24 protein-coding genes are annotated in these 26,157 nt (G+C 65.6%); 16 read left to right on the top strand and 8 right to left on the bottom strand.

Annotation, left to right across the window (positions count from 1 at the left end; all coding sequences use genetic code 11):
• Positions 1 to 111: 111 nt before the first annotated feature.
• On the bottom strand, positions 112 to 1,125 hold the full coding sequence (locus D7S86_RS11175; protein ID WP_121086401.1) for a sigma-70 family RNA polymerase sigma factor: 1,014 nt from the start codon (positions 1,123 to 1,125) through the stop codon (positions 112 to 114).
• Positions 1,126 to 1,367: 242 nt separating this feature from the next.
• Here D7S86_RS11175 and clpP point away from each other — a divergent pair, with 242 nt between their 5' ends.
• The 4 genes from clpP (at position 1,368) to D7S86_RS11155 (ending at position 4,598) form a co-directional block, all read left to right on the top strand.
• Positions 1,368 to 1,994, top strand: coding sequence for an ATP-dependent Clp endopeptidase proteolytic subunit ClpP (clpP, locus tag D7S86_RS11170; protein WP_121086399.1), 627 nt, complete (start codon positions 1,368 to 1,370; stop codon positions 1,992 to 1,994).
• A 173-nt stretch (positions 1,995 to 2,167) separates the two neighbouring features.
• Complete coding sequence (locus D7S86_RS11165; protein ID WP_121086397.1) at positions 2,168 to 3,760, top strand: aspartate-alanine antiporter-like transporter; 1,593 nt, start codon at positions 2,168 to 2,170, stop codon at positions 3,758 to 3,760.
• A gap of 184 nt (positions 3,761 to 3,944) precedes the next feature.
• Complete coding sequence (locus D7S86_RS11160; protein WP_121086395.1) at positions 3,945 to 4,277, top strand: DUF2322 family protein; 333 nt, start codon at positions 3,945 to 3,947, stop codon at positions 4,275 to 4,277.
• A gap of 30 nt (positions 4,278 to 4,307) precedes the next feature.
• Positions 4,308 to 4,598 carry a hypothetical protein gene (locus tag D7S86_RS11155; protein WP_121086393.1) on the top strand — a complete coding sequence of 97 codons (291 nt, stop codon included), beginning with the start codon at positions 4,308 to 4,310 and terminating at the stop codon, positions 4,596 to 4,598.
• Positions 4,599 to 4,704: 106 nt separating this feature from the next.
• Here D7S86_RS11155 and D7S86_RS11150 read toward each other — a convergent pair whose 3' ends face one another.
• From D7S86_RS11150 to D7S86_RS11130, 4 genes are all read right to left on the bottom strand, one after another.
• Positions 4,705 to 5,760 carry a substrate-binding domain-containing protein gene (locus tag D7S86_RS11150; protein ID WP_121086391.1) on the bottom strand — a complete coding sequence of 352 codons (1,056 nt, stop codon included), beginning with the start codon at positions 5,758 to 5,760 and terminating at the stop codon, positions 4,705 to 4,707.
• A gap of 127 nt (positions 5,761 to 5,887) precedes the next feature.
• Positions 5,888 to 6,952, bottom strand: a complete 1,065-nt coding sequence (locus D7S86_RS11145) for an ABC transporter permease (protein ID WP_121086389.1) — start codon at positions 6,950 to 6,952, stop codon at positions 5,888 to 5,890.
• Between the two features lie 3 nt (positions 6,953 to 6,955).
• Entirely contained in the window at positions 6,956 to 8,575 is a 1,620-nt protein-coding gene (locus D7S86_RS11140) for a sugar ABC transporter ATP-binding protein (protein WP_121086387.1), read from the bottom strand.
• A 496-nt stretch (positions 8,576 to 9,071) separates the two neighbouring features.
• The gene (locus tag D7S86_RS11130; protein WP_121086383.1) at positions 9,072 to 10,337 is read right to left on the bottom strand and encodes a sigma-54 interaction domain-containing protein; all 1,266 of its coding nucleotides are present in this window, start codon (positions 10,335 to 10,337) and stop codon (positions 9,072 to 9,074) included.
• A 395-nt stretch (positions 10,338 to 10,732) separates the two neighbouring features.
• Between D7S86_RS11130 and D7S86_RS11125 the strand changes: the two genes are divergently transcribed.
• The 7 genes from D7S86_RS11125 to D7S86_RS11095 all read left to right on the top strand — a co-directional run bounded on the left by D7S86_RS11125 (position 10,733) and on the right by D7S86_RS11095 (position 19,635).
• The gene (locus D7S86_RS11125; RefSeq protein ID WP_121086381.1) at positions 10,733 to 11,929 is read left to right on the top strand and encodes an acyl-CoA dehydrogenase family protein; all 1,197 of its coding nucleotides are present in this window, start codon (positions 10,733 to 10,735) and stop codon (positions 11,927 to 11,929) included.
• 264 nt (positions 11,930 to 12,193) lie between these two features.
• A complete protein-coding gene (locus D7S86_RS11120; RefSeq protein WP_121086379.1) occupies positions 12,194 to 13,603 on the top strand; it encodes an LLM class flavin-dependent oxidoreductase in 1,410 nt (469 codons plus the stop codon).
• A 46-nt stretch (positions 13,604 to 13,649) separates the two neighbouring features.
• Entirely contained in the window at positions 13,650 to 14,867 is a 1,218-nt protein-coding gene (locus D7S86_RS11115; protein WP_121086377.1) for an SfnB family sulfur acquisition oxidoreductase, read from the top strand.
• A 96-nt stretch (positions 14,868 to 14,963) separates the two neighbouring features.
• Entirely contained in the window at positions 14,964 to 15,983 is a 1,020-nt protein-coding gene (locus tag D7S86_RS11110; protein ID WP_121086375.1) for a sugar ABC transporter substrate-binding protein, read from the top strand.
• A gap of 17 nt (positions 15,984 to 16,000) precedes the next feature.
• Positions 16,001 to 17,620: a sugar ABC transporter ATP-binding protein gene (locus D7S86_RS11105; RefSeq protein WP_121086373.1), complete on the top strand. Its 1,620-nt coding sequence runs from the start codon at positions 16,001 to 16,003 to the stop codon at positions 17,618 to 17,620.
• The gene (locus tag D7S86_RS11100) at positions 17,607 to 18,647 is read left to right on the top strand and encodes an ABC transporter permease (RefSeq protein ID WP_121086371.1); all 1,041 of its coding nucleotides are present in this window, start codon (positions 17,607 to 17,609) and stop codon (positions 18,645 to 18,647) included. Before D7S86_RS11105 ends, D7S86_RS11100 begins: the two co-directional genes overlap by 14 nt.
• Positions 18,648 to 18,660: 13 nt before the next feature.
• On the top strand, positions 18,661 to 19,635 hold the full coding sequence (locus D7S86_RS11095; RefSeq protein WP_205962789.1) for an ABC transporter permease: 975 nt from the start codon (positions 18,661 to 18,663) through the stop codon (positions 19,633 to 19,635).
• A gap of 112 nt (positions 19,636 to 19,747) precedes the next feature.
• Here the strand turns inward: D7S86_RS11095 and D7S86_RS11090 are convergent, their stop codons facing one another.
• Positions 19,748 to 19,987 (bottom strand): hypothetical protein, encoded by a 240-nt coding sequence (locus D7S86_RS11090; RefSeq protein ID WP_121086368.1) that lies wholly within the window; start codon positions 19,985 to 19,987, stop codon positions 19,748 to 19,750.
• A 429-nt stretch (positions 19,988 to 20,416) separates the two neighbouring features.
• Here D7S86_RS11090 and mdcA point away from each other — a divergent pair, with 429 nt between their 5' ends.
• From mdcA to mdcE, 5 genes are all read left to right on the top strand, one after another.
• Positions 20,417 to 22,078, top strand: a complete 1,662-nt coding sequence (gene mdcA / locus D7S86_RS11085; protein ID WP_121086366.1) for a malonate decarboxylase subunit alpha — start codon at positions 20,417 to 20,419, stop codon at positions 22,076 to 22,078.
• Positions 22,079 to 22,218: 140 nt separating this feature from the next.
• Entirely contained in the window at positions 22,219 to 23,139 is a 921-nt protein-coding gene (locus D7S86_RS11080) for a triphosphoribosyl-dephospho-CoA synthase (protein WP_420813236.1), read from the top strand.
• Positions 23,139 to 23,444 carry a malonate decarboxylase subunit delta gene (locus tag D7S86_RS11075; RefSeq protein WP_121086364.1) on the top strand — a complete coding sequence of 102 codons (306 nt, stop codon included), beginning with the start codon at positions 23,139 to 23,141 and terminating at the stop codon, positions 23,442 to 23,444. Before D7S86_RS11080 ends, D7S86_RS11075 begins: the two co-directional genes overlap by 1 nt.
• A gap of 19 nt (positions 23,445 to 23,463) precedes the next feature.
• Entirely contained in the window at positions 23,464 to 24,315 is an 852-nt protein-coding gene (locus D7S86_RS11070) for a biotin-independent malonate decarboxylase subunit beta (RefSeq protein WP_121086901.1), read from the top strand.
• Positions 24,312 to 25,133: a biotin-independent malonate decarboxylase subunit gamma gene (gene mdcE / locus D7S86_RS11065; RefSeq protein ID WP_121086362.1), complete on the top strand. Its 822-nt coding sequence runs from the start codon at positions 24,312 to 24,314 to the stop codon at positions 25,131 to 25,133. Before D7S86_RS11070 ends, mdcE begins: the two co-directional genes overlap by 4 nt.
• Before the next feature lie 105 nt (positions 25,134 to 25,238).
• On the opposite strand, the gene D7S86_RS11060 is transcribed toward mdcE, so the two are convergent.
• Together D7S86_RS11060 and D7S86_RS11055 are read right to left on the bottom strand one after the other, a co-directional pair.
• The gene (locus tag D7S86_RS11060; protein WP_121086360.1) at positions 25,239 to 25,628 is read right to left on the bottom strand and encodes a HepT-like ribonuclease domain-containing protein; all 390 of its coding nucleotides are present in this window, start codon (positions 25,626 to 25,628) and stop codon (positions 25,239 to 25,241) included.
• Positions 25,625 to 25,915 carry a nucleotidyltransferase family protein gene (locus tag D7S86_RS11055; protein ID WP_121086358.1) on the bottom strand — a complete coding sequence of 97 codons (291 nt, stop codon included), beginning with the start codon at positions 25,913 to 25,915 and terminating at the stop codon, positions 25,625 to 25,627. Before D7S86_RS11055 ends, D7S86_RS11060 begins: the two co-directional genes overlap by 4 nt.
• Between the last annotated feature and the right edge of the window lie 242 nt (positions 25,916 to 26,157).

The following is a 26,157-nucleotide window of genomic DNA, read 5'->3' as shown; positions in this document are numbered from 1 at the left end:
GGCGCGCATCCTTCCGTGTGCTCCGTGCCTTCACATACCGATCGGACACCGCGACCCGATCGGCTCGGACCGACATCGTGGAGCCGATTAACCTGATCGAGCGGGTCGAGGCTAAGCGAGTGCGATCTCAGCGCCGCATACGTTCCGTGCGCTCGGTGCATTCAAGGCGATACGCGCGATCAAGCGTGCGATCGCCGCGTGTCCGAGCATGCGGTTCGCGCGAGCCAGCGACGAAGGCCGGCTCACGACGTACAGCGTGAGCGCATCGTCGCGATCGAACCACGGCACACAAAGCGCCGTTATCTCGCCGTGCAAGACGAGCGCCACCCCCGCCTCGACCCCGAAAGACACGGTCTCGGCGATGAACGCGGGACGCGCATGCGCGATGCTCGACACCGTCTCGGTTCCGCTCGCGGCTACGCGCGCATTCGCTGCCAGGATTCGCGCCACCGCGCTCACACCGATCGGCTCCGGTGCGTCGGCGACCACGCGCGCCCCGTCGAGCACCGCGAGCAAGGCCGTCGCATCCTGCGCATCGATCGCGGCCCGCAGGTGCTCGACGACCGTGCGCTGACGATCGAAATCGTTCGGCTTGAGCGGCGCCCCCGCGCGCGCGAGGCGCGCTTTGGCGCGATGAATCAGTTGCCGGCAATGGTCGGCCGGCTTGCCGAGCGCCGCGCCGATCGTCTCGTAGTCGCAGTCGAACCCTTCGCGCAGCAGGAACGCCGCGCGCGCGTCAGGCGAGAGACGATCGAGCAACAGCATGAGGCCATACGACAACTGCGCGCCGTCGAGCACGCGATCTTCCGCGGACGGCACGACCGGATCGAGCCACGGTTCGGGCAACACGCCCTTTTCGCGCGCCGCGTGCTCCGTGCGAAGCGCGCGTAACCGGTCGATCGACAGCCGCGTGACGACCGTCGTGAGCCACGCGACAGGCTGCAGGAACGCGGCCCGGTCGGACGCCTGCCACTTGAGCCACGCGTCCTGCACGATGTCCTCGGCCTCCGCGCGGCTGCCGAGCATCCGGTATGCAATGGACACGAGGCGGCCGCGCTCGCGGTCGAACGCGTCCGAGCCGTCGAGACGCGCGGGTGCGCGCCGGTCGATCGATGAATCGGTCATGCGGGGTGCTCCGTTCGAAGTGGGCCGGCGCCGCCAGTCTGCCAGAACGCCGGGATTCACGCGTATGACGCGCGAGACCCCGTCCGCGTGACAGTCGCACGAAAAAAAATCGGCGTCACACCGCGGCGCGTCCGGCCGTCATAGGGATGACGCGCGGCCGATCCATCGCGATCCGCAAGAATCGGTAACGATCCTGATCGATCCCGCGCGCGCTACCGATCCCTCCTTCCAAGGACGCCGCCATGCCTGATCCGTTTCGCCCATCCGCCCCCCTGAACCTCGGACTCGTGCCGACCGTCATCGAGCACTCGGGGCGCGGCGAACGCGCGTACGACATCTATTCGCGGCTGCTGCGTGAACGCATCATCTTTCTGATCGGCCCCGTCAACGAGCAGTCCGCGAGCCTCGTCGTCGCGCAACTGCTGTTCCTCGAGGCCGAGAACCCCGAAAAGGACATCTCGCTCTACATCAATTCACCAGGTGGATCGGTCTACGACGGCTTCGCGATCTTCGACACGATGCAGTTCATCAAGCCCGCCGTCTCGACGCTGTGCACGGGGTTTGCCGCCAGCATGGGCAGTTTCCTGCTGGCCGCGGGCCACAAGGGCAAGCGCTATGCGTTGCCCAATGCACGCATCATGATCCATCAGCCCTCGGGCGGCAGCCAGGGCACCGCGGCCGACGTCGAGATCCAGGCGCGCGAGGTCCTGTTTCAGCGGCAAAAACTCAACGCCATCCTCGCCGAACGCACGGGCCAGCCCGTCGAACAGGTCGAACGCGACAGCGATCGCGACAACTTCATGTCGGCCGACGAGGCGAAGCAGTACGGTCTCATCGACGACGTCCTGAGCTTGCGCGACACGCTTTAGCCCGCGCGCCCCCTTGCCGCGCACGGCCGCGCGAGGCCCGCACCTCGCGCCTCGCGCAATCCGATAGCGAACCAAGTGTTCCGGCGATCCCGCAGCGGCTCGACTGGACGCCCATGGGCAAATGGTCTTCAATGAAACGGCACGTCGTCCACCCGCGCATCCAAGGAGGCCGCATGGATCAGGCAAGGCTGTTTCTGGAAACCCAGCCGCTGTTCACGCTGTTCCTGACCGTCGCATTGGGCTACATCGTCGGCGAGATCAACGTCAGAGGCGTCTGCCTCGGGTCCGGAGCGGTCCTGTTCGTCGGTCTCGCGCTCGGCGCATTCGCGCCCAAGTCCGCGCCGCCCGCGCTGCTCGGCACGCTCGGGCTGCTGCTGTTCCTCTACGGCATCGGCATCCAGTACGGCGCGCAATTCTTCCGGGGCCTGACGAGTCCCATGGGCATCAAGGCGAATGCGGCCGCATGCGCGGGCGTGCTCGCCTCGGGTCTGGTCGCGTGGGCGCTCGTTCCGCTCACGCATATCCGGCTCGCCGACGCGCTCGGCATGTTCGCGGGAACCGGCACGAGCACCGCGAGCCTGCAAGCCACGATCGCAACCCTCAAGAACAACGATGCGGCCGTCGGCTACAGCGTGACCTATCCGATCGGCGTCGCGGGCCCGATCCTGTTTCTGTTCGCGCTCAAGGTGCTCCTGAAGCCCAGGATCGATGCACCGAAGGCCAAGCTCATCGATATGGCCGAAATCGCGCTTCGCAATCCCGCGTTCGTCGGTCTCAAACTCCACGACCTGACGACGCGCCTGCCGCAAGGTCTCGCGATCGCGGCCGTGCGCCGTCAGCATCACAATCAGCTACCCGACGGCGACCTGGTTCTGCAGAAGGACGACGTGCTGCTCGCGACCGCGACCGATCCCGAAGTCCTGCGCGAAACGGCCGCGCGCTGCGGGGAAATCCAGCCCGGCCGGATGATGAGCCACCGCGAGGATCTCGACTATATGCGCGTGTTCGCATCGAGCGCGCTCGTCGTCGGCATGCCGCTGCGCGATCTGCGCTATCCCGACGGCGTCAGTTGCGCGATCGCGCACGTGCGGCGCGGCGATGTCGATCTGCTGCCGAACCCCGACATCGTGCTCGAAAGCGGCGATCGCGTCGGCGTGCTCGCGAATCGCGCGCACATGGAAGCGATCCGCGCGTTTTTCGGCGACTCGATCAAGGGCACCGCCGACCTGAGCTTCATCTGTCTCGGCATCGGCGCGGCGGCGGGGCTGCTCGCCGGCGCGATCAAGCTGCCGCTGCCCGGCACGGGCGGGTTCAGTCTCGGACTCGCCGCGTTGCTGATCCTCGCGCTCTGTCTGGGCAAGATCCGGCGCAGCGGCCCCTTCGTCTGGGTCATGCCGCTCTCGGCCAATCTCGTGCTGCGCAATCTCGGACTGACGATCTTTCTCGCTCAGGTCGGCATCTCGTGCGGGCCGAAGTTCGTCGATACGGTCGGCGCGGCCGGGCCGCTGCTCTTGCTTTACGGCGTCATCGTGCTGCTCGTGCTCGTGGGCGTCACGGCCTTGCTCGCGATGGCGGTCTTCAAGCTGCCGTTCGACACGTCGGTCGGCGTGCTCTGCGGCGCGACCGGCAACCCCGGCATTCTCGCGTTCGGCAACCGGATCGCGCCGACGGACCGCCCCGACCTCATGTACGCGATGATTTTTCCGTCGATGACGATCGTCAAGGTGCTGTTCGCGCAGCTTGCGATCTCGCTGGCGGGCAGCTAGCCGATTGCGTCTCGTTGCGTCGGAGGGTGCGGCCGTCGTTGCCCCCATGGATGCCCTCTCCATGCACCGACCGGCACACCGACGCGTGCGCCGATCCGCGCCTTGGCGATCGGCCGCGCGGGGATCGGATAAGATACAGGCCCGCTTCGCGTTCCGACGCGTTCAGAAACAACAGGACCTCCCGATGATTCACCCCACCCCCGTTTTCAAGGACAATCTCGCGCAATTGCCGCCGATCGACGGTATCGAACGGCTCGATCTGATCGATCATCAGGGAGACGTGGTCGCGTCGATCGAGAACAAGCCCGGCAAACAGGGGTCGCTTTCGGTCTATCACTATCTGCGCGAGCAATTCGGTTCGCTCGATGCGATGGCCGCCGAACATGGCCTCGCGTTGTTCGCCGAACATACGGCCGACGCACGCAATCGCCCGGGTGCGCACCCGAACGTCGATCGTCTGATCGAGATCGCGAGCGGCGGCCCGGCGCTCAAGATCGACGTCATTCGGCTCGCCTGAGCCACGACCCACTCTGCAGGACACCGTCCCATGCCCATGAAAAAAACGGACCTTGAAAAGAACAAGGCCCTCAAACTGACCCATGCCATGAAGCAGTCGCACTCCGAGCGATTCGGCAAGGGTGCGGCCGAGCTGCCGCTCGATCGCCGCGAACAACGCAAGCTCGACCAGGCGAAAGGGCTCGTGCCCTTCGCATGCAAGCTCGACGCGACACTCGTGAACGAACTCAAGACGCGCGCGGCCGATCATCCCGAAGGGCTCAACGGGCTCGTCGACGGTTTGTTGCGCGCCGCGCTCGCGGCATCGTCGGACAAGGCCTGACACGCACGCTTCAAAAAAAACGGCGCGCATCGATCGACGCGCGCCGTCTCACTACAACGTTTGACGCCTCCAACGCGTCAAACGTCTGCCACTGTATTCAGATCGATTACAGATTCGCGTCCGGAATCCATGCGACCTGCGCAGCGTCGCTCTTGCGGAACGCCTGGAATTTCGCGCCGAGCTCCGAAACCGTATGGATATCGTTCTTGACGAGATCGTCGCGCGTGATCAGCGTCGGCTTGATTTCGATGTGGTGCCCCGGGTCCTGACCCGCGACAAGCAGTGCCGCCGCGCGCACCGACACCGCGCCGACGACGGCCGGGTTCGTCGCCGCAGTCGCGACCCACGGGCTACCCGGCGTACGGATCGCTTCGATATCGGCCGTCGAGATATCCGCGCTATAAATACGCAGCTTCGATGCGTTGCCGACCTCGTCGGCCGCGAGTTTCGCGCCGCGCGCGAATTCATCGTACGGTGCGAACACCACGCGTACATCCGGATGCGCGCGATACGCGGCCGATGCCTCGTTCGCGACAGATTGCGCGATCTGGTTGTCGACCGTGCCGAAACGCGCGACTTCCTTGACGCCCGGATGCGCCTGCTTGAACGACTGCCAGACCTGATCGCGGCGATCGAGCGGCGCGAAGCCCGGCACGTAGACGTAGGCCGCGCTGAACGTCTCGCCGTTGTCCTTCACGGCCTGGTCGAGCAACAGGCTCGCGAGATCGTGATCGCTCTGCTCGACTTGCGGCACCTTCGGATTCGCGAGATCGACGTCGAACGCGACGACCTTGATGCCCTTGTCGAGCGCCTGCTGAACGACGTCCTTGAGCGACTCCGGCAGACCGTGATTGACGACGATCGCGGCCACGCCGAGATCGATCGCCTGCTGGATCTGATCGCGCTGCTGCGATGCATCCTGACGGCCTTCATAGATGCGCAGATCGATGCCGAGCGCCTTGGCCTGCTTTTGCGCGCCGGCCTCATAGGCCTGGAAGAAATCGCCCGTCGACAGGTAGTTGACGAGCGCGATCTTGACGCCACCATGATCGAACGGCGCAGGCGCGTTCGCGATGCCGCCCGCCGCGTGCGATGCGAGCGGTGCGCCGATGGCGGCCGCAAGAACGAGGGTGTGGATCAGTTTCTTCAGCGTGGTTTTCATGGTCTCTCCAGAAGCAGGGTGTGGAATGTCGAATGTCTTGCGTGTGCTTGACGCCGTCCCGTCGCGCGCGTGAACGAAAAGACGTCGCCGTGTTCGGTGTTGCCGCGTTCCGTACGCAGTCGAAGCCCTAGCGTGTCGTCTTGCGTCCGATGCTGAACGTGAACGCAAGCGCGCCGACCAGCAGTGCGCCCTTGATGAAATCCTGCATGTAGTACGGCGCGTTGAGCATCGTGAGACCGTTGAGCAGCACGCCGACGAAGACCGCGCCCGTCACCGCGCCGAGGACGTTCGGACGCTTGAGCCCCCATACGGCGTAACCGATCAACGCGGCCGCGACCGCGTCGAGCAGCAGCGAGTGCCCTGCGCCGACGTCGCCGCGTCCGACGCGCGCCGCGATCAGCGCGCCGCCCACCGATGCGATCGCGCCCGACGCGACATACGCACCGATCCGATACCGCGCGGTCGGCGCACCCGCGAGCCGCGCGGCCGTTTCGTTGCCGCCCGTCGCGTAGAGCACGCGTCCCCAACGCGAAAATTCCATGACGAGCACCGCGACGAGCGTGATCGCAGCGAGCACGATCACGGGCACCGGCACGACGCCGAGCCATCGCGCGCGGCCGAACGCGAGAAACGCGTCGGGAAACGTGCCCGTCGTCTCGGTGCCGTCGGGCAGGATCGAACCCGTCGCGAGCGAACGGCCGCCCGTCGGAATCAGTTGCAGGCCCGCGAGCAGGAACAGCGTGCCGAGCGTCGCGAGTTGGTCAGGCACGCGGAATCGCGTGATCAACACCCCGTTGAAGAGTCCCGTCGCGACGCCGAGCGCAAGGCACGCGGCGAACGCATCGAATGCGCTGCCGTGCCAGACGACGAGCACGTAACTGGCCGCCATCTGCGCGGTCGCGGCGATGCTGCCGATCGACAGATCGAACCCGCCGACCGCGAGCGTGATCGAGACGCCGACCGCAAGCAGCGCGACGATCGCCGCCGACTGCAGAATATTGAACAGATTGTCGACGCCGAGAAACACGGGCTCGCACCACGTGAACACGGCACACAGCACGATCAGCAACAACACGATGCCGCCGCGTTCGAGCGCCTCGCGCAACCGCGTGCGCGGCGACACGACGCGCGTCGCGAGCGGCGCGGACAACAACGGCGCGGACACCGCGTCTTCATGCAAGGTGGTCTTCATCGATCAATGTTCGGCAAGGAAGTCGGTCAGGGTTTCAATACGCAGGCGGTCGAAGTGCAAGACGCGATCGGCGACTTCGAGCGCCTCTTCGAGGTCGCTCACGAACACGAGCGTCACGCGGTCGGCGGCATTCGCGCGCAGGATGTCGACGATCTCCGCGCGCGCGCCGACATCGACGCCCTGGAACGGTTCGTCGAGCAAGAGCATTCGCGCGGGTTCGACATGCCACCGCGCGAGCGCGACTTTCTGCTGATTGCCGCCCGACAGATTGACGACGCGATCCGAGGGACCTTTGCAACGCACCGTCATGCGACGAATCGCATCGCGCGCGACGCGCCGTTCATGACGTCGCGCGACGCGGCCTCGACGAAACCAGCGCGAAAGAAACGGAAAGCTCAACGTGCCCTCGATCGATGCGAACGGCACGCTGTCGGGAAACAACGACGTCTGCCAGCGATCCTCGCCGAGCATGAACACGCCCGATGCGATCGCCTGCGCGGCGCTATGCGGTTGCCACGGCGCACCGTCGAGCGTCATCGATCCGCTCGCGATCGGTTCGATGCCGAACAGCGTGCGCGCGAGACGCGATTTGCCGCCGCCGATCGGGCCCGCGATCGCGACGATTTCGCCGCGCGATGCGGCAAAGTCGAGCGGCGGCGCATCGTCGAACAACTTGAGTCCGCGCGCTTCGAAGCCGCGGTGCCGGGCAGTATCGCCTGCGTGCGTCGCACCGTCGCGGACCGGCGCGATCGTCGCGGCTGTATCGTGCGTGGAAGTCGAATGCACCGGTTCATTGATCGCCGACTCATTGATCGCCAATTCAGCGGTCGCCGATTCATCAACGGCCGATGCGAGCTTGCCCGATTCCGCGCGACGCAGCGTCAATGCGCGGCCGATCATCGCCTGCAACGCCGCATCGCAATCGAGCGGCGCCGGAAAATCGCCCGCATGCCGGCCATCGCGCAGCACGACAGCACGATCCGCGATGCGCCGCAAATCGCCCATCCGATGCGAGACGAGCAGAATGCCGACACCGCGCGCACGCAGTGCATCGATCGCTTCGAACAAGGTTTGCGCTTCCGCGGCCGACAGACTCGCGGTGGGCTCGTCGAGCATCAGCACCGCGGGATCGTTGTCGAGCGCGCGAGCAAGCGTGATCAATTGTTTGGTCGCGACCGATTGTTCCGAGAGCGGCGCGCGCAGATCGCCGGTCACGCCGACACGCGCGGCAATGCCGCGTGCATCGCGAAGACGCGACGACGGCGTTGCGAACCAGCGCGTACGCGCGCTGCTCGTGCGTTCGAGCAGCAGGTTCTCGGCGATCGACAGCGTCGGCACGCCGGCATCCGCGACCGACTGATGCATCGTCGCGACGCCGAGCGTCTTCGCGTGCTTCGTCGACGCGGGCGCGTACGGATGACCGCGTAATGCAATCGACCCGCTATCGGGTGCGAGCACGCCGCTCAGAATCTTGACGACCGTCGATTTTCCCGCGCCGTTCGCGCCCATCAGCGCGACGACTTCACCTGCGCGAATCGACAGATTGAAATCCGCGAGCGCGACGGTCGGACCGAATCGCTTCGAGAGGCCGCGTGCGTCGAGCACGACCGGTGCATCGCTCACGCTGCGCCCCCAATGCGACGTTCGGCACGACGTTCGCTGCGATGTTCGATACGAACGATCCGATAGGCGAGCCGCTCACGGCGCGCGGCGTGCGTCATCGCGGCGGCACGATGCGTGACATACGCCAATACAGCGAGAAAGGCCACGTATGCGGTTTGGGCAGACTGCGCGGCGGCGAGATCGAACGTGCTCAACAGAAGCCTCTTCGTGAACGGGACAATGAACGTTCCCCATTTATACGAATCCCGCGCGCGACTGGCAACGAACGAGTTTTGCTTTCGATATCAGCGAAATGCGATATTCGTTCGGATCCCATATCGATTGAAAACATGCGAATAAGGCGCACGAATTCTTCGTGCGCCTTATTCGATAGCGTTCGATTAAGCGGGTGATTAAGCGGGTCGCTTCACGGCACTGTCACAGCCGCGTCACGGCACCACCGTGGCGACATCACGACACGATCACACGCGTCATCGCCACGACCCGACAACGGACATCAATCGTGCACGGCAAGCTCGGTCGAACGCGCTTCAGCGTCGGCGGGACGCACGATATCGGGCTCGATTTCCGCGGGCGCCGTGCGGCGTCCGCCTTTGAGCTCACCGATCTTCATCAGACGCGCGCGCACGATATTGCGGCTCAGCCCGAGCAGTCTCGCGGTCTGCACCTGATTGCGGTCGCAGTATTGATATGCGGCCGAGACGATCGCGCCTTCGATGCGTTCGTAGAGATTGCTCTCCCCTGCTTCGAACAATTCGACCAGCGCGTGTTCGAGCGCACTCGCGTCGTCGCGCGCGCGATCCTCGGGTTGCGCGAGCGCGCGCGCACGCTCGCCGGCGCGTTGACCCGCATGCTGAGCTGCACGTTGACTGACATGTTGACTTGCGCGCTCATGCGCGCGCGGTCCGACTTCCATGTTCGCGACACCGCGCGCCGAAACGAAATACTGCGGCGCCAGCGCGGCGCGAATCGCATCCGCGCCGAGTACGCCGTCGTGCGTATCGACGAGCGCGCCCTGGACGACATTTTCGAGCTCGCGAATATTGCCGGGCCATGCATGAGAGACCAGCATGGCGGCGGCCGCATCCGAAATCGCGATCGCGCGGTCTGTGCCGCGAGCGCGATGTTTGTCGACGAAATACCGCGCGAGCGGCAGGATATCGCCGCGCCGTTCACGCAAAGGCGTCGCCTCGATCGCGCCGACGCGCAGCCGATAGTAGAGATCTTCGCGAAAGCGGCCCAGCGCGACGGCCTCGGCGAGATTCACATTCGTCGCCGCGATCAGACGCACGTCGATCGGCGCGGGCGTACGCGATCCGAGCCGGACGACTTCACGCTCCTGAAGCACGCGCAGCAGCTTGACCTGGATCGACAAAGGCAGATCGCCGATCTCGTCGAGAAACAAGGTGCCGCCGTTCGCGGCTTCGAACCAGCCCGGCTTCGATGCGGCCGCGCCCGTAAACGCGCCGCGTTCGTGCCCGAACAATTCGCTGTCGGCGAGCGTCTCCGACAAGGCGCCGCAATTGACCGCGACAAACTGCCGGTCGGCGCGCGCGCTGTGCGCATGAAGCATGCGGGCGATCAATTCCTTGCCCGATCCCGTCTCGCCGATCACGAGAACGTTCGCGTCGCTTGGCCCGATCCGCGCGATCCGCGCGAGCAGCGCATGCGAAGCGGGGTCTTCGAACACGAACGCACTCGCCGTATGCGACGCAAGCGGCGCCGGCGCCGAAAAGGCCGTCTTGTCGAGGGGCAGTGTCATCCATGACTCCGTGGCAGTGCGTCGCCGAAGGGCAAACCGGAGTTCAAAGGCTACAGCGATCGTCGAACGCTGGGAAACAACGAAGATTGCTAAGTTTATGAACACCCGCGCGTAACAATCGATGACGGATTGCTGACGGACTGCTGCCTGAGCAACACCTGCAGCCGCATCTGTTGCTGCTCCAGCAACAGATGAACGGCTCGATGACCGCGCGTCGTGCCGTCTGCGCGCGGATCGCCGCACCGCCGCCCCCTTCTTTAAATACACGTGACACGCGTGCCCTGACCCGTCCCGCCGCCCCTGCTCGACGACGCGTGCGATATCTCGCGACACCATTCAGCGCCGCTGGCACGAACGATGCAAAGGACACCCGTCTTTCCTCCTGAGCGTCGAGCATGTCGTCCCTCGCATCTCCCGCGTTGTCGCTGCTGCCTTCGAGTCCGCCGCAGATCGCACAATCGATTGCCGACTGGTTGTCGGAAACCGCGATCGAACGCGACAAGGCCGGCGGTACGCCGAAAATCCAGCGCGACATGCTGCGCGAAAGCGGTCTGCTCGGCCTGAGCATCGAGCGCGAATTCGGCGGCCTCGGCGCGTCATGGTCCGTCACGCTCGAGACCGTCCGGATTCTCGCGAGAGCCGACAGTTCGATCGCCCACGTCTACGGCTTTCATCATCTGATGCTCGCGACGGCGGGTCTGTTCGGCGAACGCGCGCAATGGGCGCCGCTCTTCGACGCGACGATTCGCGAGAAATGGTTCTGGGGCAATACGCTGAACCCGCTCGACACGCGCACCGTCAGCACGCCGCGCGAAGGCTGGCGCGAATTCAACGGTCAAAAGACGTTCTGTTCGGGCGCGCTCGACTCGGACATGCTGATCGCCTCGGCGCGCCAGGACGGCCTCGACCGCCTCGTGATCGCCGCGATCCCGACGACGCGCACCGGCATCACGCTGCACGAAGACTGGGACAACATCGGACAACGCCAGACCGACAGCGGCGGCGTGACGTTCGAACGCGTGCGCGTCGACGAATCGGAAATCTTCGCGAGACCCGGACCGCTCGGCTCGATCCGCGCGACGCTGCGCCCGCTGATCGCACAGGCGACGCTGACCCAGATCTATCTCGGCATCGCCGAGGGCGCATTCGACGCGATGCGCGACTATGTGCGCACCGATGCGCGCCATTGGCCGCTGTCGAGCGCCGATCGCCAAGCGAAGGATCCGTATGCGCTCGAACGCGGCGGCGAGTTCTGGCTCGCACTCGAAAGTGCGCGCGCCTTGACCGAACGAGCATCAACCGCATTCGATCGCGCATGGGAAGCGGGCGACCGGCTCACGAGCGAAGAGCGCGGCGATACCGCGATCGCGATCGCGACGGCCAAGCTCGCGAGCGCGAAGGCGGGCCTCGACATCACGACGCGCTTGTTCGACGTGCTCGGCGCGCGCTCGACACGCGGCGAACTCGGCCTCGATCGCTTCTGGCGAAACCTGCGTACGCACACGCTGCACGACCCGCTCGACTACAAGACGCGCGAACTCGGCGACTGGGCCATCAATCGCGAGCTGCCTCGCCCGACGTTCTATTCGTAACGCAAGGCACGCCGACACGCAGGTGCTTCTGAAGCAGCACCCGATCAGCAGACATGCGTGGCGTCACGCACGTAGCATGCGCCTCGATGCATCCAGGATCGATATCGAACGCACGGCACTTGAGACGCACATGCACGCGAAGGCCCACGCGACGCGCGCATCGCGCCGTAATGCACCGACATCCAATATGAATGCACGACTGGCACAGATGCTGCATTGCACTCCCAGCCTGTATTGAAAAGCGCTTCGAACCCGCTGAACACCATGACTCGACACATTCGCTTCAATGCTTTCGAAATGAACTGCGTGGCCCACCAGTCCCCGGGCTTGTGGACCCATCCGCGCGATCGCTCGTCCGACTACAAGGACCTCGAGTACTGGACCGATCTCGCGCAGATTCTCGAACGCGGCATCTTCGACGGCATTTTCATCGCCGACGTGCTCGGGATCTACGACGTCTATCACGGCTCGAACGAACACGCGCTGCGCGAAGCCGCACAGGTGCCCGTCAACGATCCGTTGCAGGTCATTCCCCCGATGGCGCTCGTGACCAAGCATCTGGGCTTCGGCCTCACGACGTCGATCTCGTTCGAGCATCCGTATCCGTTCGCGCGCCGCATGTCGACGCTCGACCATCTGACCAAGGGCCGCGCGGGCTGGAATATCGTGACGTCGTATCTCGACAGCGGCGCGCGCAATCTGGGCCAGTCCTCGCAAGTCCGGCACGACGACCGCTATGCGATCGCCGACGAGTATCTCGAAGTCCTCTACAAGCTTTGGGAAGGCAGTTGGGAAGACGGCGCCGTCGTGCGCGACCGCGCACGGCGTCTGTTCACGGATCCGAGCAAGGTCCATCCGATCGCGCACGAAGGGAAGTTCTTCCAGGTGCCCGGCATTCATCTGAGCGAGCCGTCGCCGCAACGCACGCCGGTGCTCTATCAGGCGGGCGCATCGAGCCGCGGCAAACAGTTCGCGGCCTCGAACGCCGAATGCATTTTCGTGGCCGCGCCGTCGAAGGTGGTGCTCAAGAAATACGTCTCCGACATTCGCCGCCAGATCGCCGAAGCCGGCCGCGACCCGCGCAAGGTCTATATCTATACGTTGTTGACCGTCATCGTCGGCGAGACCGACGCCGCGGCCCAGAAGAAGGTCGACGAATACAACGCGCATGCGAGCTATGACGGCGCACTGACCTTCATCTCGGGCTGGAGCGGTGTCGACTTCGGTCAATTCAAGCCCGAGCAGCATGTCCAGTACATCCAGACCGACGCTGTGCGTTCGATGCTCGAAGCGTTCTCGACGGCGGATCCCGACAAGGTCTGGACCGTCAATGAAATCGCGCGATGGGGCGGCATCGGCGGACTCGGCCCCGTGCTCGTGGGTTCGCCTTCGACGGTCGCCGACACGCTGCAGGAATGGGTCGAGGAGACGGACGTCGACGGCTTCAACCTCGCGTATGCCGTGGCGCACGAGACGTTCACCGACGTCGTCGAACTACTCGTGCCCGAGCTCCAGCGACGCGGCGCCTATCCGAAGGCCTATAGCGAAGGCACCTTGCGCGAAAAGCTCTTCGGACAAGGACCGCGCCTGCCCGCCGAGCATCGCGCGACGCAATACCGGCGCACGGCATCCGACGCTTCGTCGCACGCCGTCACGGCCGATCAATCCGCTTGACCGTTGCCTACCGACAATCGACAACCGACATTCACTGCCGCACGCCATGACCTCCACGACGATTTCGATTCCTCCCGCCGGCGCGCCGGCCCGCGTGATTCGCGACGACGCCGATGCGATCGCGACCGCGCATCACGTCGCCGAGCTGTTCCGCGCCGACGCCTCGCTGCGCGATCAACAACGGCGTCTTCCGCATGACGAACTCAATGTGTTTTCGCAAAGCGGCCTCTGGGCAATCACGGTGCCGGCCGAATACGGCGGCGCGGCCGTCTCGTACGTCACGTTGACCGAAGTCATCCGGATCGTCGCTGCAGCCGATCCGTCGCTCGGTCAACTGCCGCAGAATCATCTCGGCATCGTCGACGTCATCGGCCTGGCCGGCACGCCCGAGCAAAAGCGCCGCTTCTTCGCCGAGGTCCTCGCGGGCAAACGTTTCGGCAACGGCTTCTCCGAGCGCGGCACGCGCAACGTGCTCGATCTCAAGACACGCATCACCGCGAACGGCAGCGGCTTGCGCGTCAACGGCACGAAGTTCTATTCGACGGGCGCGCTATTCGCCGACTGGATTCCCATCCTCGCGCTCGACGACGAACAACGCGGCGTGCTCGCGTTTATCGAACGCGGCACACCGGGGCTCAAGGTCGTCGACGACTGGTCGGGCTTCGGTCAGCGCACGACGGCGAGCGGCACCGTCATCGCCGACAACGTCGAGGTGTCGGCCGACGCGGTCCTTGCGTCGTACGAGGCCTACGACAAGCCGACGCGCAACGGTCCGCTGTCGCAGATCATCCAGGCCGCGATCGATGCGGGTATCGCGCGCGCCGCGCTCGACGACACGATCCGCTTCGTGCGCGAGCGGTCGCGCGCATGGGTCGACAGCGGCGTCGAACGCGCGGCCGACGATCCGTTGACGATACGCGAGATCGGCGATCTCGCGATCCGGATCCAGGCCGCCGAAGCGCTGCTCGAAAAGGCCGCGCAAGCGATCGATGCCTTGCCCGCGGAACCGACGTCGGCCGACGTCGCGCGCGCGTCCGTCGCGGTCGCGCAAGCGAAGGTGCTGACGACCGAAGCCGCGCTGCGCGCCGGCGAAAAGCTCTTCGAGCTCGCGGGCACGCAATCCGTGCTCGCCGAGCACAACTACGACCGCCACTGGCGCAATGCGCGCACGCATACGCTGCATGACCCCGTGCGCTGGAAATATCACCTCGTCGGCAACTACGTGCTCAACGGCGTCGAGCCGCCGCGGCACGCCTGGAACTGACGAAGGACCGCATCTTTGCAAGCGATGTCCGGCCTACGCGGCCCAGCCGTGTGGGCCCCAACCCAACACCATATTCCACACTCCCGGATACCCTCGATGAACACGAAGCACACACCGCACGCCCGACAGACCCGTCGTCCCCGCCGTTCGACGCGCGTGCTGCGCACGATCGCCGCCGCGTTCGCGGTCGCCCTCGGCGTCGCTTCGGCCGCGCACGCGGCCGACGACGACACGCTCTCGCTCAAAGGCAAGCGCATCGCGATCAGCGTGACGGGCACCGATCACTATTTCGACCTCAAGGCCTATCAAGCGCAAGTCGCCGAAGTCAAGCGTCTCGGCGGCACGCCGATCACGCTCGACGCGGGCCGTATCGACAAGAACCTCGTGTCGCAGCTCCAGACCGTCATCACGCAGAAGCCCGACGCCGTGATCCAGACGCTCGGCACGCTGTCGGTCATCGATCCGTCGCTCAAGCGCATTCGCGACGCGGGCATTCCGGTCTTCACGGTCGACGTGCCCTCGCAGAACAGCATCAACAACACGACGTCCGATAACTGGTCGATCGGTTCGTCGCTCGCGCTCAAGCTCGTTCAATCGATCGGCGGCAAGGGCAATATCCTCGTGTTCAACGGGTTCTACGGCGTGCCGGTCTGCGCGATTCGCTACGACGAACTCAAGCAGGTGCTCAAGTCCTACCCGAACGTGAAGATCATCGAGCCCGAGCTGCGCGACGTGATTCCGAACACGGTGCAGGACGCGTATGCGCAAACGACGGCGCTGCTCAACAAGTATCCGAAGGGTTCGATCGCGGCGATCTGGTCGGCCTGGGATATTCCGCAGCTCGGCGCGAGCAAGGCGCTGATCGCGGCGGGCCGCACGGAAATCAAGACCTTCGGCGTCGACGGCACGCCGGAAGTGCTCGATCTGCTCAAGGTCGACAACTCGCCGGTCGGCGCAGTCGCGGCCCAGCAACCCGCCGTGATCGGCAAGACCGCCGTCGACAACGTCGCGCGCTATCTGGCCGGCGCGCACGATCTGCCGAGCGACACCTTCGTCCCCGCGCTGCTGGCGACGTCGAGCAATCTCGACGAAGTCAAGAAGCTGCGCGGCGACTGATCGAACGGAGCGCAACGATGACATCGACGGTCTCGGTTCCTGAGCTCGCCATCGATCTCGAAGGGATCGTCAAGCAATTCGGCGCGCATCGCGCGCTCGACGGCGCATCGTTGCGCGTCGCGCGCGGAAGCGTGCACGGTCTCGTCGGCGAGAACGGCGCGGGCAAATCGACGCTGATCAAGGTCCTCGCGGGCATTCACGCGCCCGATGCCGGCATCATCCGGATCGGCGGCCATACGGTCGCCGATCTCGATCCGTCGGCCGTCGAATCGCTCGGCGTGCATTTCATTCACCAGGATCGTCTGCTTGCGCCAAGCTTCACGGTCGGCGAAGCGCTCTTTCTCGGCCGCGAGATTCGCAAAGGGCCGTGGCTCGACCGACGCGCGATGCAACGGCGCGCCGCCGAGGTCATTCATTCGCTGTTCGACGTGACGTTGCCGCCGGGCGCGCGCATCGCGGAACTGAACACGGCGCAGCAACAGATCGTGCAGATCTCTCGCGCGCTGCTCGCGAATCCGTCGGTGCTCGTCTTCGACGAGCCGACCGCGTCGCTCGTCAAGCGCGAGGTCGACCAGTTGCTCGGCATCATCCGCCGACTGCGCGACAGCGGACTCACGATCATCTATATCTCGCACTATCTGCAGGAAATCGAAGCGCTCTGCGACGCCGTCACGATTCTGCGCAACGGCCGCGACGTCGGCGTCGTCGATCCGGCCGCGACACCGGTCGCCGAGATCGCGCGCCGCATGGTCAATCGCGACGTGGCCGAGATGTATCCGCGGCATACGGCCTCGCGCGGCAACGTCGTGCTCGACGTGCAAGGGCTCACGCTCGATCGCGCCTACGACGACGTCTCGCTGTCGGTCCATCGCGGCGAAGTCGTCGGACTCACGGGGCTCGTCGGCTCGGGAGCGAAGGCGTTGGTCAGGTCGCTGTTCGGACTTGAATCGCCCGATGCGGGCACGATTGCGATCGATGCGGCGCCCGTCACGCTGCGCTCGCCGCGCGAGGCCGTCACGCGCGGTATCGCGCTGGTGCCCGAGGATCGGCGCGCGCAAGGCATTGCGCCATCGCTGTCCGTCACCGAGAACGCCACGCTCGCGAGCCTGCGTACATTCTCGCGTCTGGGTTTTCTATCGCGCGTGCGCGAACGCTCGGCCGTCGCGCGTCTGATCGACGATCTCGCGATCCGCACGCCGGGACCGCATGCGCTCGCGCGTCAGCTCAGCGGCGGCAACCAGCAGAAGGTCGCGCTCGCGAAGTGGCTGAGCCGGCAATCGCGGCTCTACATCCTCGACGAACCGACCGTCGGCGTCGATATCGGCGCGAAGGTCGAGATCTACAAACTGATCGCCACGCTCGTCGAAGGCGGCGCGGGCGTACTCGTGCTGTCGTCCGATCTGCAGGAACTCATCGGCATTTGCGATCGCGTCGCCGTGATGTATCGCGGCCGCATCGCGCGGACCTTCGACGCCGGCGAAGCCGACAGCGACGCGTTGCTGGCCTGCGCGACCGGCGCGCATGCGCGCGACGCGCACGCGAGCGACACCGGCGCCTTATCCGCATTCGGCGCAGCCCAGACGCCGCTCGCCGCGCGTGCGACATCCAGCGAGGAACCCACCCATGTCGCAATCTGAAGGGCTCGACCTGCGCGCCGCATCGGCGCAGGCCTCCCCCGCTCCCACACGCCGCCGCACGCGCAGCCATGCGCGCGCGCTCGCCTTGACGCTTTCGCGGCGCGGCTCGTTTGTCGCGTTCGCGCTGATTCTCGTCGTGTTCGGCCTCACCGCGCCGAACTTCGCGACGCCGGCGAACCTCGCGAACGTCGTCGCGCAATCCGCGCTGCCGGGCCTGCTCGCGTTCGGCCTGACGATCGTCATCATCGGCGGCGGACGCCATGTCGTCACGGGCGGCATCGATTTGTCGCTCGCCGCGAATCTCGGCCTCAGCGCGGCCGTCTACGCGACGCTCGTTCACGCGGGCCATGGCGATACGCTCGCTGTCGCGGCGGCGTTCGCGACGGGTCTCGCGATCGGCGGCCTCAATGCGATCGCGGTCGTTCTGCTGCGTCTGCCGCCGCTGCTCGCGACGCTCGCGACGATGAACCTCGCGGCCGGCCTCGAACTCGTGCTCACGCAGAACACGGTCGTGCCCGCGGATTCGCCGCTGCTGACGATGCTCGCGGGAGCGGGTCCGCTCGGCATGCCGATGCTCGCGTGGATCCTGCTCGCCAGCGCCGCGCTGCTCATCGCCGCGATCCAGTACACGCCGTTCGGCTTGCGCCTCTATGCGGTCGGCGAGCATCCGGACGCCGCGCGCGCGAGCGGCATCGGACTCAAGCCGTATATCGCGTCGAGCTATGTGATCAGCGGCGGTTGCGGCGCGCTCGCCGCGCTCTGCTCGGCCGCGTTCTTCAACGGCAGCACGACCGGTTCGGGCGAGATGCTGCTGTCGGTCGTCGCGATCGCCTATCTCGGCGTGATGTTTTCACGGCGGCTCGTGCCGACCGTATCGGGTTCGCTGATCGCGGCGCTGTTCGTCGGGCTGCTGATCAACGGATTTCAGTTGCTCAACATTTCGAGCTTCTGGGTCAACGGCGTTCAGGGCGTGCTCATCATCGCGGTCGTCGCCGCATCGACCGCATTGCAACGGGAGGCGATCTGATATGAGCGCCGACATGAGTGATACCGCAGCGGCATCACCGGCCCGCGAGCGCCGCGCGCCGCTCGCGTGGCACCGGCTCGCCGTGCCCGCCGTCTTCATCGCCGTCGTCGTGTTCTTTGCGCTCACGACGCCGACGTTTCTCACGGTCGCCAACCTGACGAGCCTGCTGCTCAACAACTTCACGCTGCTTGCGATCGTCTCGACCGGCATGACGATCGCGGTCGCCGCGGGCGGCATCGATCTGTCGGTCGGCACGGCGCTCGATTTTTCGAGCCTCGCGTTCATCGTGTTGTTGAACAGCGGCTTCGGCTTCGCGACGGCCTCGGCCGGCGCGCTCGCGGCCGGGGCGGCAGCCGGCGCCTTCAACGCCGTGTTGATCGGCGGACTGCGCCTGACGCCTTTTCTCGCCACACTCGGCACCCTGTTCGTCGGCACGAGCGTCCAGCAACTGCTCTCGGGCGGCGGCCTGCCGATTTACCTGATCCCGGGCGTGCATATCGGACTCGCGTCGGCGAAGCTCGGCGGCATTCCCGTGCCGCTTCTGATCGTTGCGGGCGTCGCCGCCGTCTATGGCCTCGTGCTCGCGCGCGGGCGATTCGGCCGCGCGCTGATCGCGGTCGGCGAGCAGCCAGCCGTCGCGTATTACTCGGGCTTGCGCGCGCGCCGCGTCAGCGGGCTCACGTATATCGCATGCGCGCTCGCGGCCGCGGTTGCCGGCATCGTGCTGTCGTCGACGGTCAGCGCATATGTGCCGCTGTCGGGCAATGCCTTCATGCTCAATGCGATCGGCGCGACGTTCATCGGCACGACACTGAGCCGCACCGGCCGGCCGAATATCGTCGGCACGCTTCTCGGCGTCCTGTTCCTCAACGTCGTCGCGAACGGCTTGCTGCTGATCGGCTGGAATTTCTATTGGCAGCAAGTCTCGACCGGCGTGCTGATCTTCGCGATTCTCGCGTTCAGCTTCGTGTCGTCGTCGCGGACATGAGCGCGCCGCGCAAAATGCGCGCGCGTTCTAACCCGCAACCGGCCAGGTAGCCGATTACGTCGATCCCCTGCGCGAGGGCGACGGCCGACACGGCCATCGCCCCGTTCATGCGTCAGTGGTCCTGCGACATCCCCTTGAGCGCGGCTTCGCCCGCGTCGCGCGCGGCGGCCGGCGTCGCGAACGCATCGTCGGACAACAGCACGCGCCGGACATCGTGGCGATCGGTGTCGAGCAACGTAATGGCCCAAAGATAGCTGCCGCCATGTTCGGCCGTGTGGACCGATGCGCGGACGTGACTGGCTGCGTGGCTGGCTGCATGCGTGCCTGCATGAGCGGCGTGTTTCTGTGACATGTCGAATCCTCCTTGGATGGCGAAGCCGACACAGGGCACGCAAGACATGTTCCTTACCGTCGACGCGAATACCCTGCGCCCGCGTCGGGCGCCATCGACGGATTCGTTTCGCATCGAGGCGCGACGGCATCGATTTCGACTTCGCGCGGCCGCATCGGCGCGCGCCGCGGCGATTCCCACGGTAAAAACGACAACGCGTTTCGACACGGTCAGTCCGACACGGTCAGTCCGACACGGTCGGTTCGACACGGTCGGCTTCGGCACACGTACCGCATGCGGTGTTCGCATAGCGGATTCGCATGGCCCATTTCGTAGCCATTTCGCGCCCGAAACCGTTACTCTGCGGATAACGGTCCCGCGAGAAGCGTGATTGCACGGGCGAACCCGACTCCCTAGACTGCGTCCGAAGATCACAGCGAGAGAGGCACCATGGAGATGCAAAACCCGCCGCCCGCGCGCTGGGCGACGCGACGCGCCGAGAAAGCGCGACGCGTGGCCAGCGTCGCCGGCATCGTCGACGGCGTCGTGATTCCGACCGCGCGCATGGTCGAGGTGTTCGAAAAACTGCTGGTGCCCGGCGACAAGGTGGCGCTCGAAGGCAACAACCAGAAGCAGGCGGATTTCCTGTCGCGCGAACTGGCCAAGGTCGATCCGGCCCGCGTGAACCACCTTCACATGATCATTCCGGCGGTCAGCCGTGCCGAGCATCTCGATCTGTTCGAGCGCGGCATCGCGCGCAAGCTCGACTTCGCGTACGCCGGAGCGCAAAGCCTGCGGATCTCGCAGTTCCTCGCTGACGGCAACCTCGAGATCGGCGCGATCCATACGTATATCGAGCTCTACGCGCGGCTTTACGTCGATCTGTGTCCGAACATGGTGCTCGTCGCGGGTTACAAGGCCGACCGTCAGGGCAACCTCTATACGGGACCGAGCACCGAAGACACGCCGGCGCTCGTCGAAGCGGCCGCGTTTCGCGACGGCCTCGTGATCGCGCAGGTCAACGAGATCGTCGACGATCCGAAAGACCTGCCGCGCGTCGATATCCCGGGGTCGTGGATCGACTTCGTCGTCCAGTCCGACAAGCCGTTCTTCATCGAGCCTTTGTTCACGCGCGATCCACGTCTGATCAAGCCGATTCATGTGCTGATGGCGATGCTCGCGATTCGCGGCGTCTATGAGAAACATCAGGTCCAATCGCTGAACCACGGCATCGGCTTCAATACCGCGGCCATCGAACTGATCCTGCCGACCTATGGCGAGAAGCTCGGCCTCAAGGGCAAGATCTGCCGCCACTGGACGTTGAATCCGCACCCGACGCTGATTCCCGCGATCGAGTCGGGCTGGGTCGAAAGCGTGCACAGTTTCGGCGGCGAGCTCGGCATGGAACGCTATGTCGCCGCGCGGCCCGATGTGTTCTTCACGGGCCGCGACGGATCGATGCGCTCGAACCGCGCGATGTGTCAGCTTGCCGGTCAATACGCGGTCGATATGTTCATCGGTTCGACGCTGCAGATGGACGGTCTCGGCAATTCGTCGACGGTCACGCACGGGCGTCTGACGGGCTTCGGCGGCGCGCCGAACATGGGCCACGATCCGCATGGACGCCGTCATGCGACACCCGCATGGCTCGATCTGTTGCAGACCGACGATCCGCTCGAACGCGGCCGCAAACTCGTCGTGCAGATGGTCGAGACGTTCCAGTCGGGCACGCAGCCGACGATCGTCGAATCGCTCGACGCGGTCGAAGTCGGCAAGGTCGCGGGCATGCCGCTCGCGCCCGTCATGATCTATGGCGACGACGTCACGCATGTGCTGACCGAGGAAGGCATCGCCTATCTGTACAAGGCGCGCTCGCTCGAAGAACGCAAGAAGATGATCGCCGCGGTGGCCGGCGTCACGCCGATCGGTCTGCGCAGCACGCCGGCCGAGCGCGCGCAATTGCGGCACGACGGTCTCGTCGCGCTGCCCGAGGATCTCGGCATCCATCCGACCGAGGCGAGCCGTTCCTTGCTGGCCGCCAAGAGCATGGCCGACCTCGTTGCGTGGTCGGGCGATCTGTACGAGCCGCCCGCACGATTCAGGAGCTGGTGATGGCGATCGACCGTTTTTCGCGGCACGCCCGGATGCCGGCATCCGGCCCGATGTTCGTGTCGATGGCGTCAACGTCCGCGTCGCCGACATCCAGCCCGCTTCAGTCGATGCCGAAGCTCTATCCGGCCGATCTGTTTTCGATGTGCGCCGATCTGCCCGCGAAGCGCGTCTGCGCGCGCGACCTCCGTGCACCGCACGGCGTGAGCGCCGCGCGCCTCGCCGAGTCCGTCGTCGCCGCGCTGATCGACGAGGTCACGCTGTCGCCGAAACCCGGACTCGTCGATCTGCGCGGCAGCGGCGCGCACCGCGATCTGAGCTGGTCGCTCATGTGTACGTCGGCGACCGCGTTGCAGCCTGCCTTCGAGGCGATGGCGCGCGCAGGCCTGTCGATCCTTGACGATCGCCGGCTCCGCGAAACGATCGGTGCACTTGGCCGCGAGGGCGAGGCGCGCATGTTCGACGCGACGGGCGGCATCAATACGCATCGCGGTGCGATCTGGGCGCTCGGCCTGCTCGTGACCGCGGCCGCGCAGGATCTCGATCGCCTGTCTGCCGCGGACGTCGCGTCGCGCGCCGGTGCGCTCGCGCGTCTGCCCGATCGCCACGCTCCCGCGACGACGGGCAACAAAGGCGAAGCCGCGCGCCGTACGTATCAAGTCGGGGGCGCATGCGGGCAGGCGCAAGCCGCATTTCCGCATGTCATCGATGTTGCGCTTCCCGAACTCGCGCGCTCGCGATGCGCTGGCGACACCGAAACGGCCGCGCGTCTCAATGCCTTGCTCGCGATCATGGCGAGTCTCGACGATACATGCGTGCTCGCGCGCGGCGGACGCGACGCGCTGCGCACGCTGCAACACGGCGCGCGCGACACGCTCGAACGCGGCGGCGCGGGCTCGCCTGAAGGGCGCCGCGCGCTCAAGGCGCTCGACCGTCGTCTGCTCGATCTTCATGTATCGCCGGGCGGCGCTGCCGATCTGCTCGCCGCCGCGCTGTTTCTCGATCGGCTTGCGGGCCTCGACGCGGAACATCCCGCGGAACACCCCTCTTCGGAGAACGACTGATGGAACGCATCGAACTCGACTTTCCGGCCGCGCGGTCGACACAGGGGCGCGCACTCGCCGGCGTCGTCGCATCGGGCGATCTCGAAGTGCTGCTCGAAGCGAGCGCGACGGCCCGCACGCGCGTCCAGGTCACGACGTCCGTCGACGGCATGGGACATCTCTGGCGCGCGGTGCTCGACCGCGTGCTCGGCGACGGCGCGCATCCTGCTGTCACGCTTGAAATCAATGACTTCGGCGCCACGCCGGGCGTCGTGCAGATGCGCATTCTGCAGGCGTTCGAAGCCCTGGAGCACGCGCATGGATAACCTGGATAAGGCCACGGCCATGGACACGCAAGCCTTGCTCGATCGCGAAAGCTTTATCGAACTCAGTGCGCGCGAACGCGCGGTCCGTCTGCTCGATCGGGGCACGTTTCGCGAGCTCATCGATCCGTTCGAGCGCGTCGTTTCGCCTTGGCTCAAGCAACAAGGGATCGTCACGCAAGCCGACGACGGCGTCGTCGTCGCGAAGGGCACGATCGATGGGCAACCCGCTGTGGTGCTCGGCATCGACGGCGCATTCCAGGGCGGCAGTATGGGCGAGGTATCGGCCGCGAAGATCGCGGGCAGCCTCGAACTCGCGGCCGAGGACAATCGCAAGGGCGTTCCGACACGCGCCGTGATCCTGTTCGAAACCGGCGGCGTGCGGCTGCAGGAAGCGAACCTCGGTCTCGCCGCGATCGCGGAGATTCAGGCGGCGATTGTCGATCTGCGCCGCTATCAGCCGGTCATCGGCATCACGGCCGGCCCGATCGGCTGCTATGGCGGCATGTCGATCGCCGCGGGCGTCTGCAGTTATCTGATCGTCACGCGCGAAGCGCGGCTCGGTCTGAATGGACCGCAGGTCATCGAGCAGGAAGCCGGCGTCGCCGAATTCGATTCGCGCGATCGCGGACTCATCTGGGGTCTCACGGGCGGACTTCAGCGATATCGGACCGCGCTCGCCGACGTGTTCGTCGACGACGATGCGCATGCGGTGCGCGACGTTGTCGTCACAGCGTTGCGTGAGGGACGTCCCGATGCGTGCCGCAGCGAACGCGTCGCGGGTTTTCTGCATCGTCTGAGCGAGGTGCCGGCCGGACAGGCCGCGACCGCCGCGCAAGTCGAAGCGATCTACAGCAAGGGATTCAAGTCATGAGCGAGACCGGATACTCGAAGCGCGGCACGGTATGGCTCGACGCGCTGACGCGCGGCGCAACGCCCTTGACCGGTTATCCGGCGTCGCTGCGTGTCGTCGATGCCGTGCTCGACGGCGAATCCGCGCGCTATATCGCCGTCGTGCCCGATCCCGACAATCCGTTTCCGCGTGCGCGCGGCGGGGAAGTCGGTCTCGTCGAGGGATGGCAATTGGCTCGCGCGCTCCGCGACGTGATCGCGGCCGATGCGGACGCCGTACGCAAGCGGCCGATCGTCGCAGTCGTCGATGTCGCGAGTCAGGCGTACGGGCGTAGCGAAGAGGCATACGGGATTCATCAGGCGCTTGCCGCGGCGGCGGATGCGTATGCGACGGCGCGTCTCGAAGGGCATCCGGTCATTGCCTTGATCGTCGGACGTGCGATGTCGGGGGCGTTTCTCGCGCATGGGTACCAGGCGAACCGGATCATTGCGCTGTCCGATCCCGAGGTCATGGTTCATGCGATGGGCAAGGCTTCCGCGGCGCGCGTGACGATGCGTTCGGTGGCGGCGCTTGAGGCGTTCGCCGCGAACGTGCCGCCGATGGCCTACGACATCGGCAGTTATGCGTCGCTGGGCTTGCTGTGGAAATTGCTCGATGTCGGCGCGCCGGATGCGCCGTCGCGAGACGATCTGGACGCGGTCGAACGCACGCTCGCGGACGCGCTGACCGACATCCGCAACGATCCGTCGCGCGGACTCGAAAGCCGCCTCGAAGGCGCCCATCGCGCGGCGTCGCGCGTGGTCCGCGAGACATTACGCGCGGAGTGGGAACGGGGTTAGCGGTTCGCAGCGGTCGTGAGGTTATCGCTTCGACACGGAGTGACTTCACGACCGTATCGGTTGCGTTCGAACGGCTCGCTTTCAAACGGCGCCGATCCGCAATGCTCAGGATCTCGATGCAGTACGACGCAGCACGGCTTCGCTCATGACGCCGACGATGGCCTCGCGCAGCGGCGGCAGATTCCGCTGAATCGTCTTCCAGACGATACCGAGATCCACCGTGAAGTAGCCGTGCGCGAGGACGTTACGCATTTCATAGGCAGCCGACAACGGAAGCTCGACATGCGTCTCTGCAAACTCGGGATATCGATGCGAAATATTGCGCGCGGCCGCGGCCTCTCCGATGATTTCCAGGTTGCGAATCACCGCATCCTGCACGATATCGCTCAGCAGAAAATCATCCTCGGATAGCGAATCGGTATAGCGGGCGATACGGTCGATGGCTTCGACAATATGGTTCAAATAGTCGGGAAGGCGCTGGACGTCCCGCGTCATACGGGGACGGCCTCGGCAAGGACCGTCGAGCGGAACGCGTCGGGCAGCGATTTGGGCGTGAGTACATCGACCGGGACGCCCAACAAGCGGCGTAATTCGTGACGAATCGCGCCGAGGTCAAACAGCGTCGTCTCCGGCGTGGGATCCACCAATAGATCAAGGTCGCTGCCGTCGGCGTCGTCGCCATGGGCGACCGAGCCGAACACGCGAGCGTTCGTCGCGTGATGCGTCGCGACCACGCGTCGAATGTCATGCCGATGGACTTCTAGAGCGACGGACGGTTTCATGCGATATCCAGGATTGCGCGGCTTCGATCGAGCCTGAATATGCATAGTCTACCGAATCTCGTCAAGCGGCACGGCAGTACCCGGGAAATCACAGTCGACGGAGTTCCCATCCGAATGCGGCGTACATCGCGTCGTCTCCGCGGATCTCGCTGAAAGCTTGACGTCCGATCGCCGATCCAGCGGGTCGACGGCTCGAACCGAATCACGGGCGCGAGCCCCATACGAGGCCCGCGCGCGCGACG

This window comes from Pararobbsia silviterrae (assembly GCF_003628125.1).
Classification (GTDB): Bacteria; Pseudomonadota; Gammaproteobacteria; order Burkholderiales; family Burkholderiaceae; genus Pararobbsia; species Pararobbsia silviterrae.
Note: the sequence above shows the minus strand (reverse complement) of the source record. Positions and strands in the feature narration are given on the sequence as shown.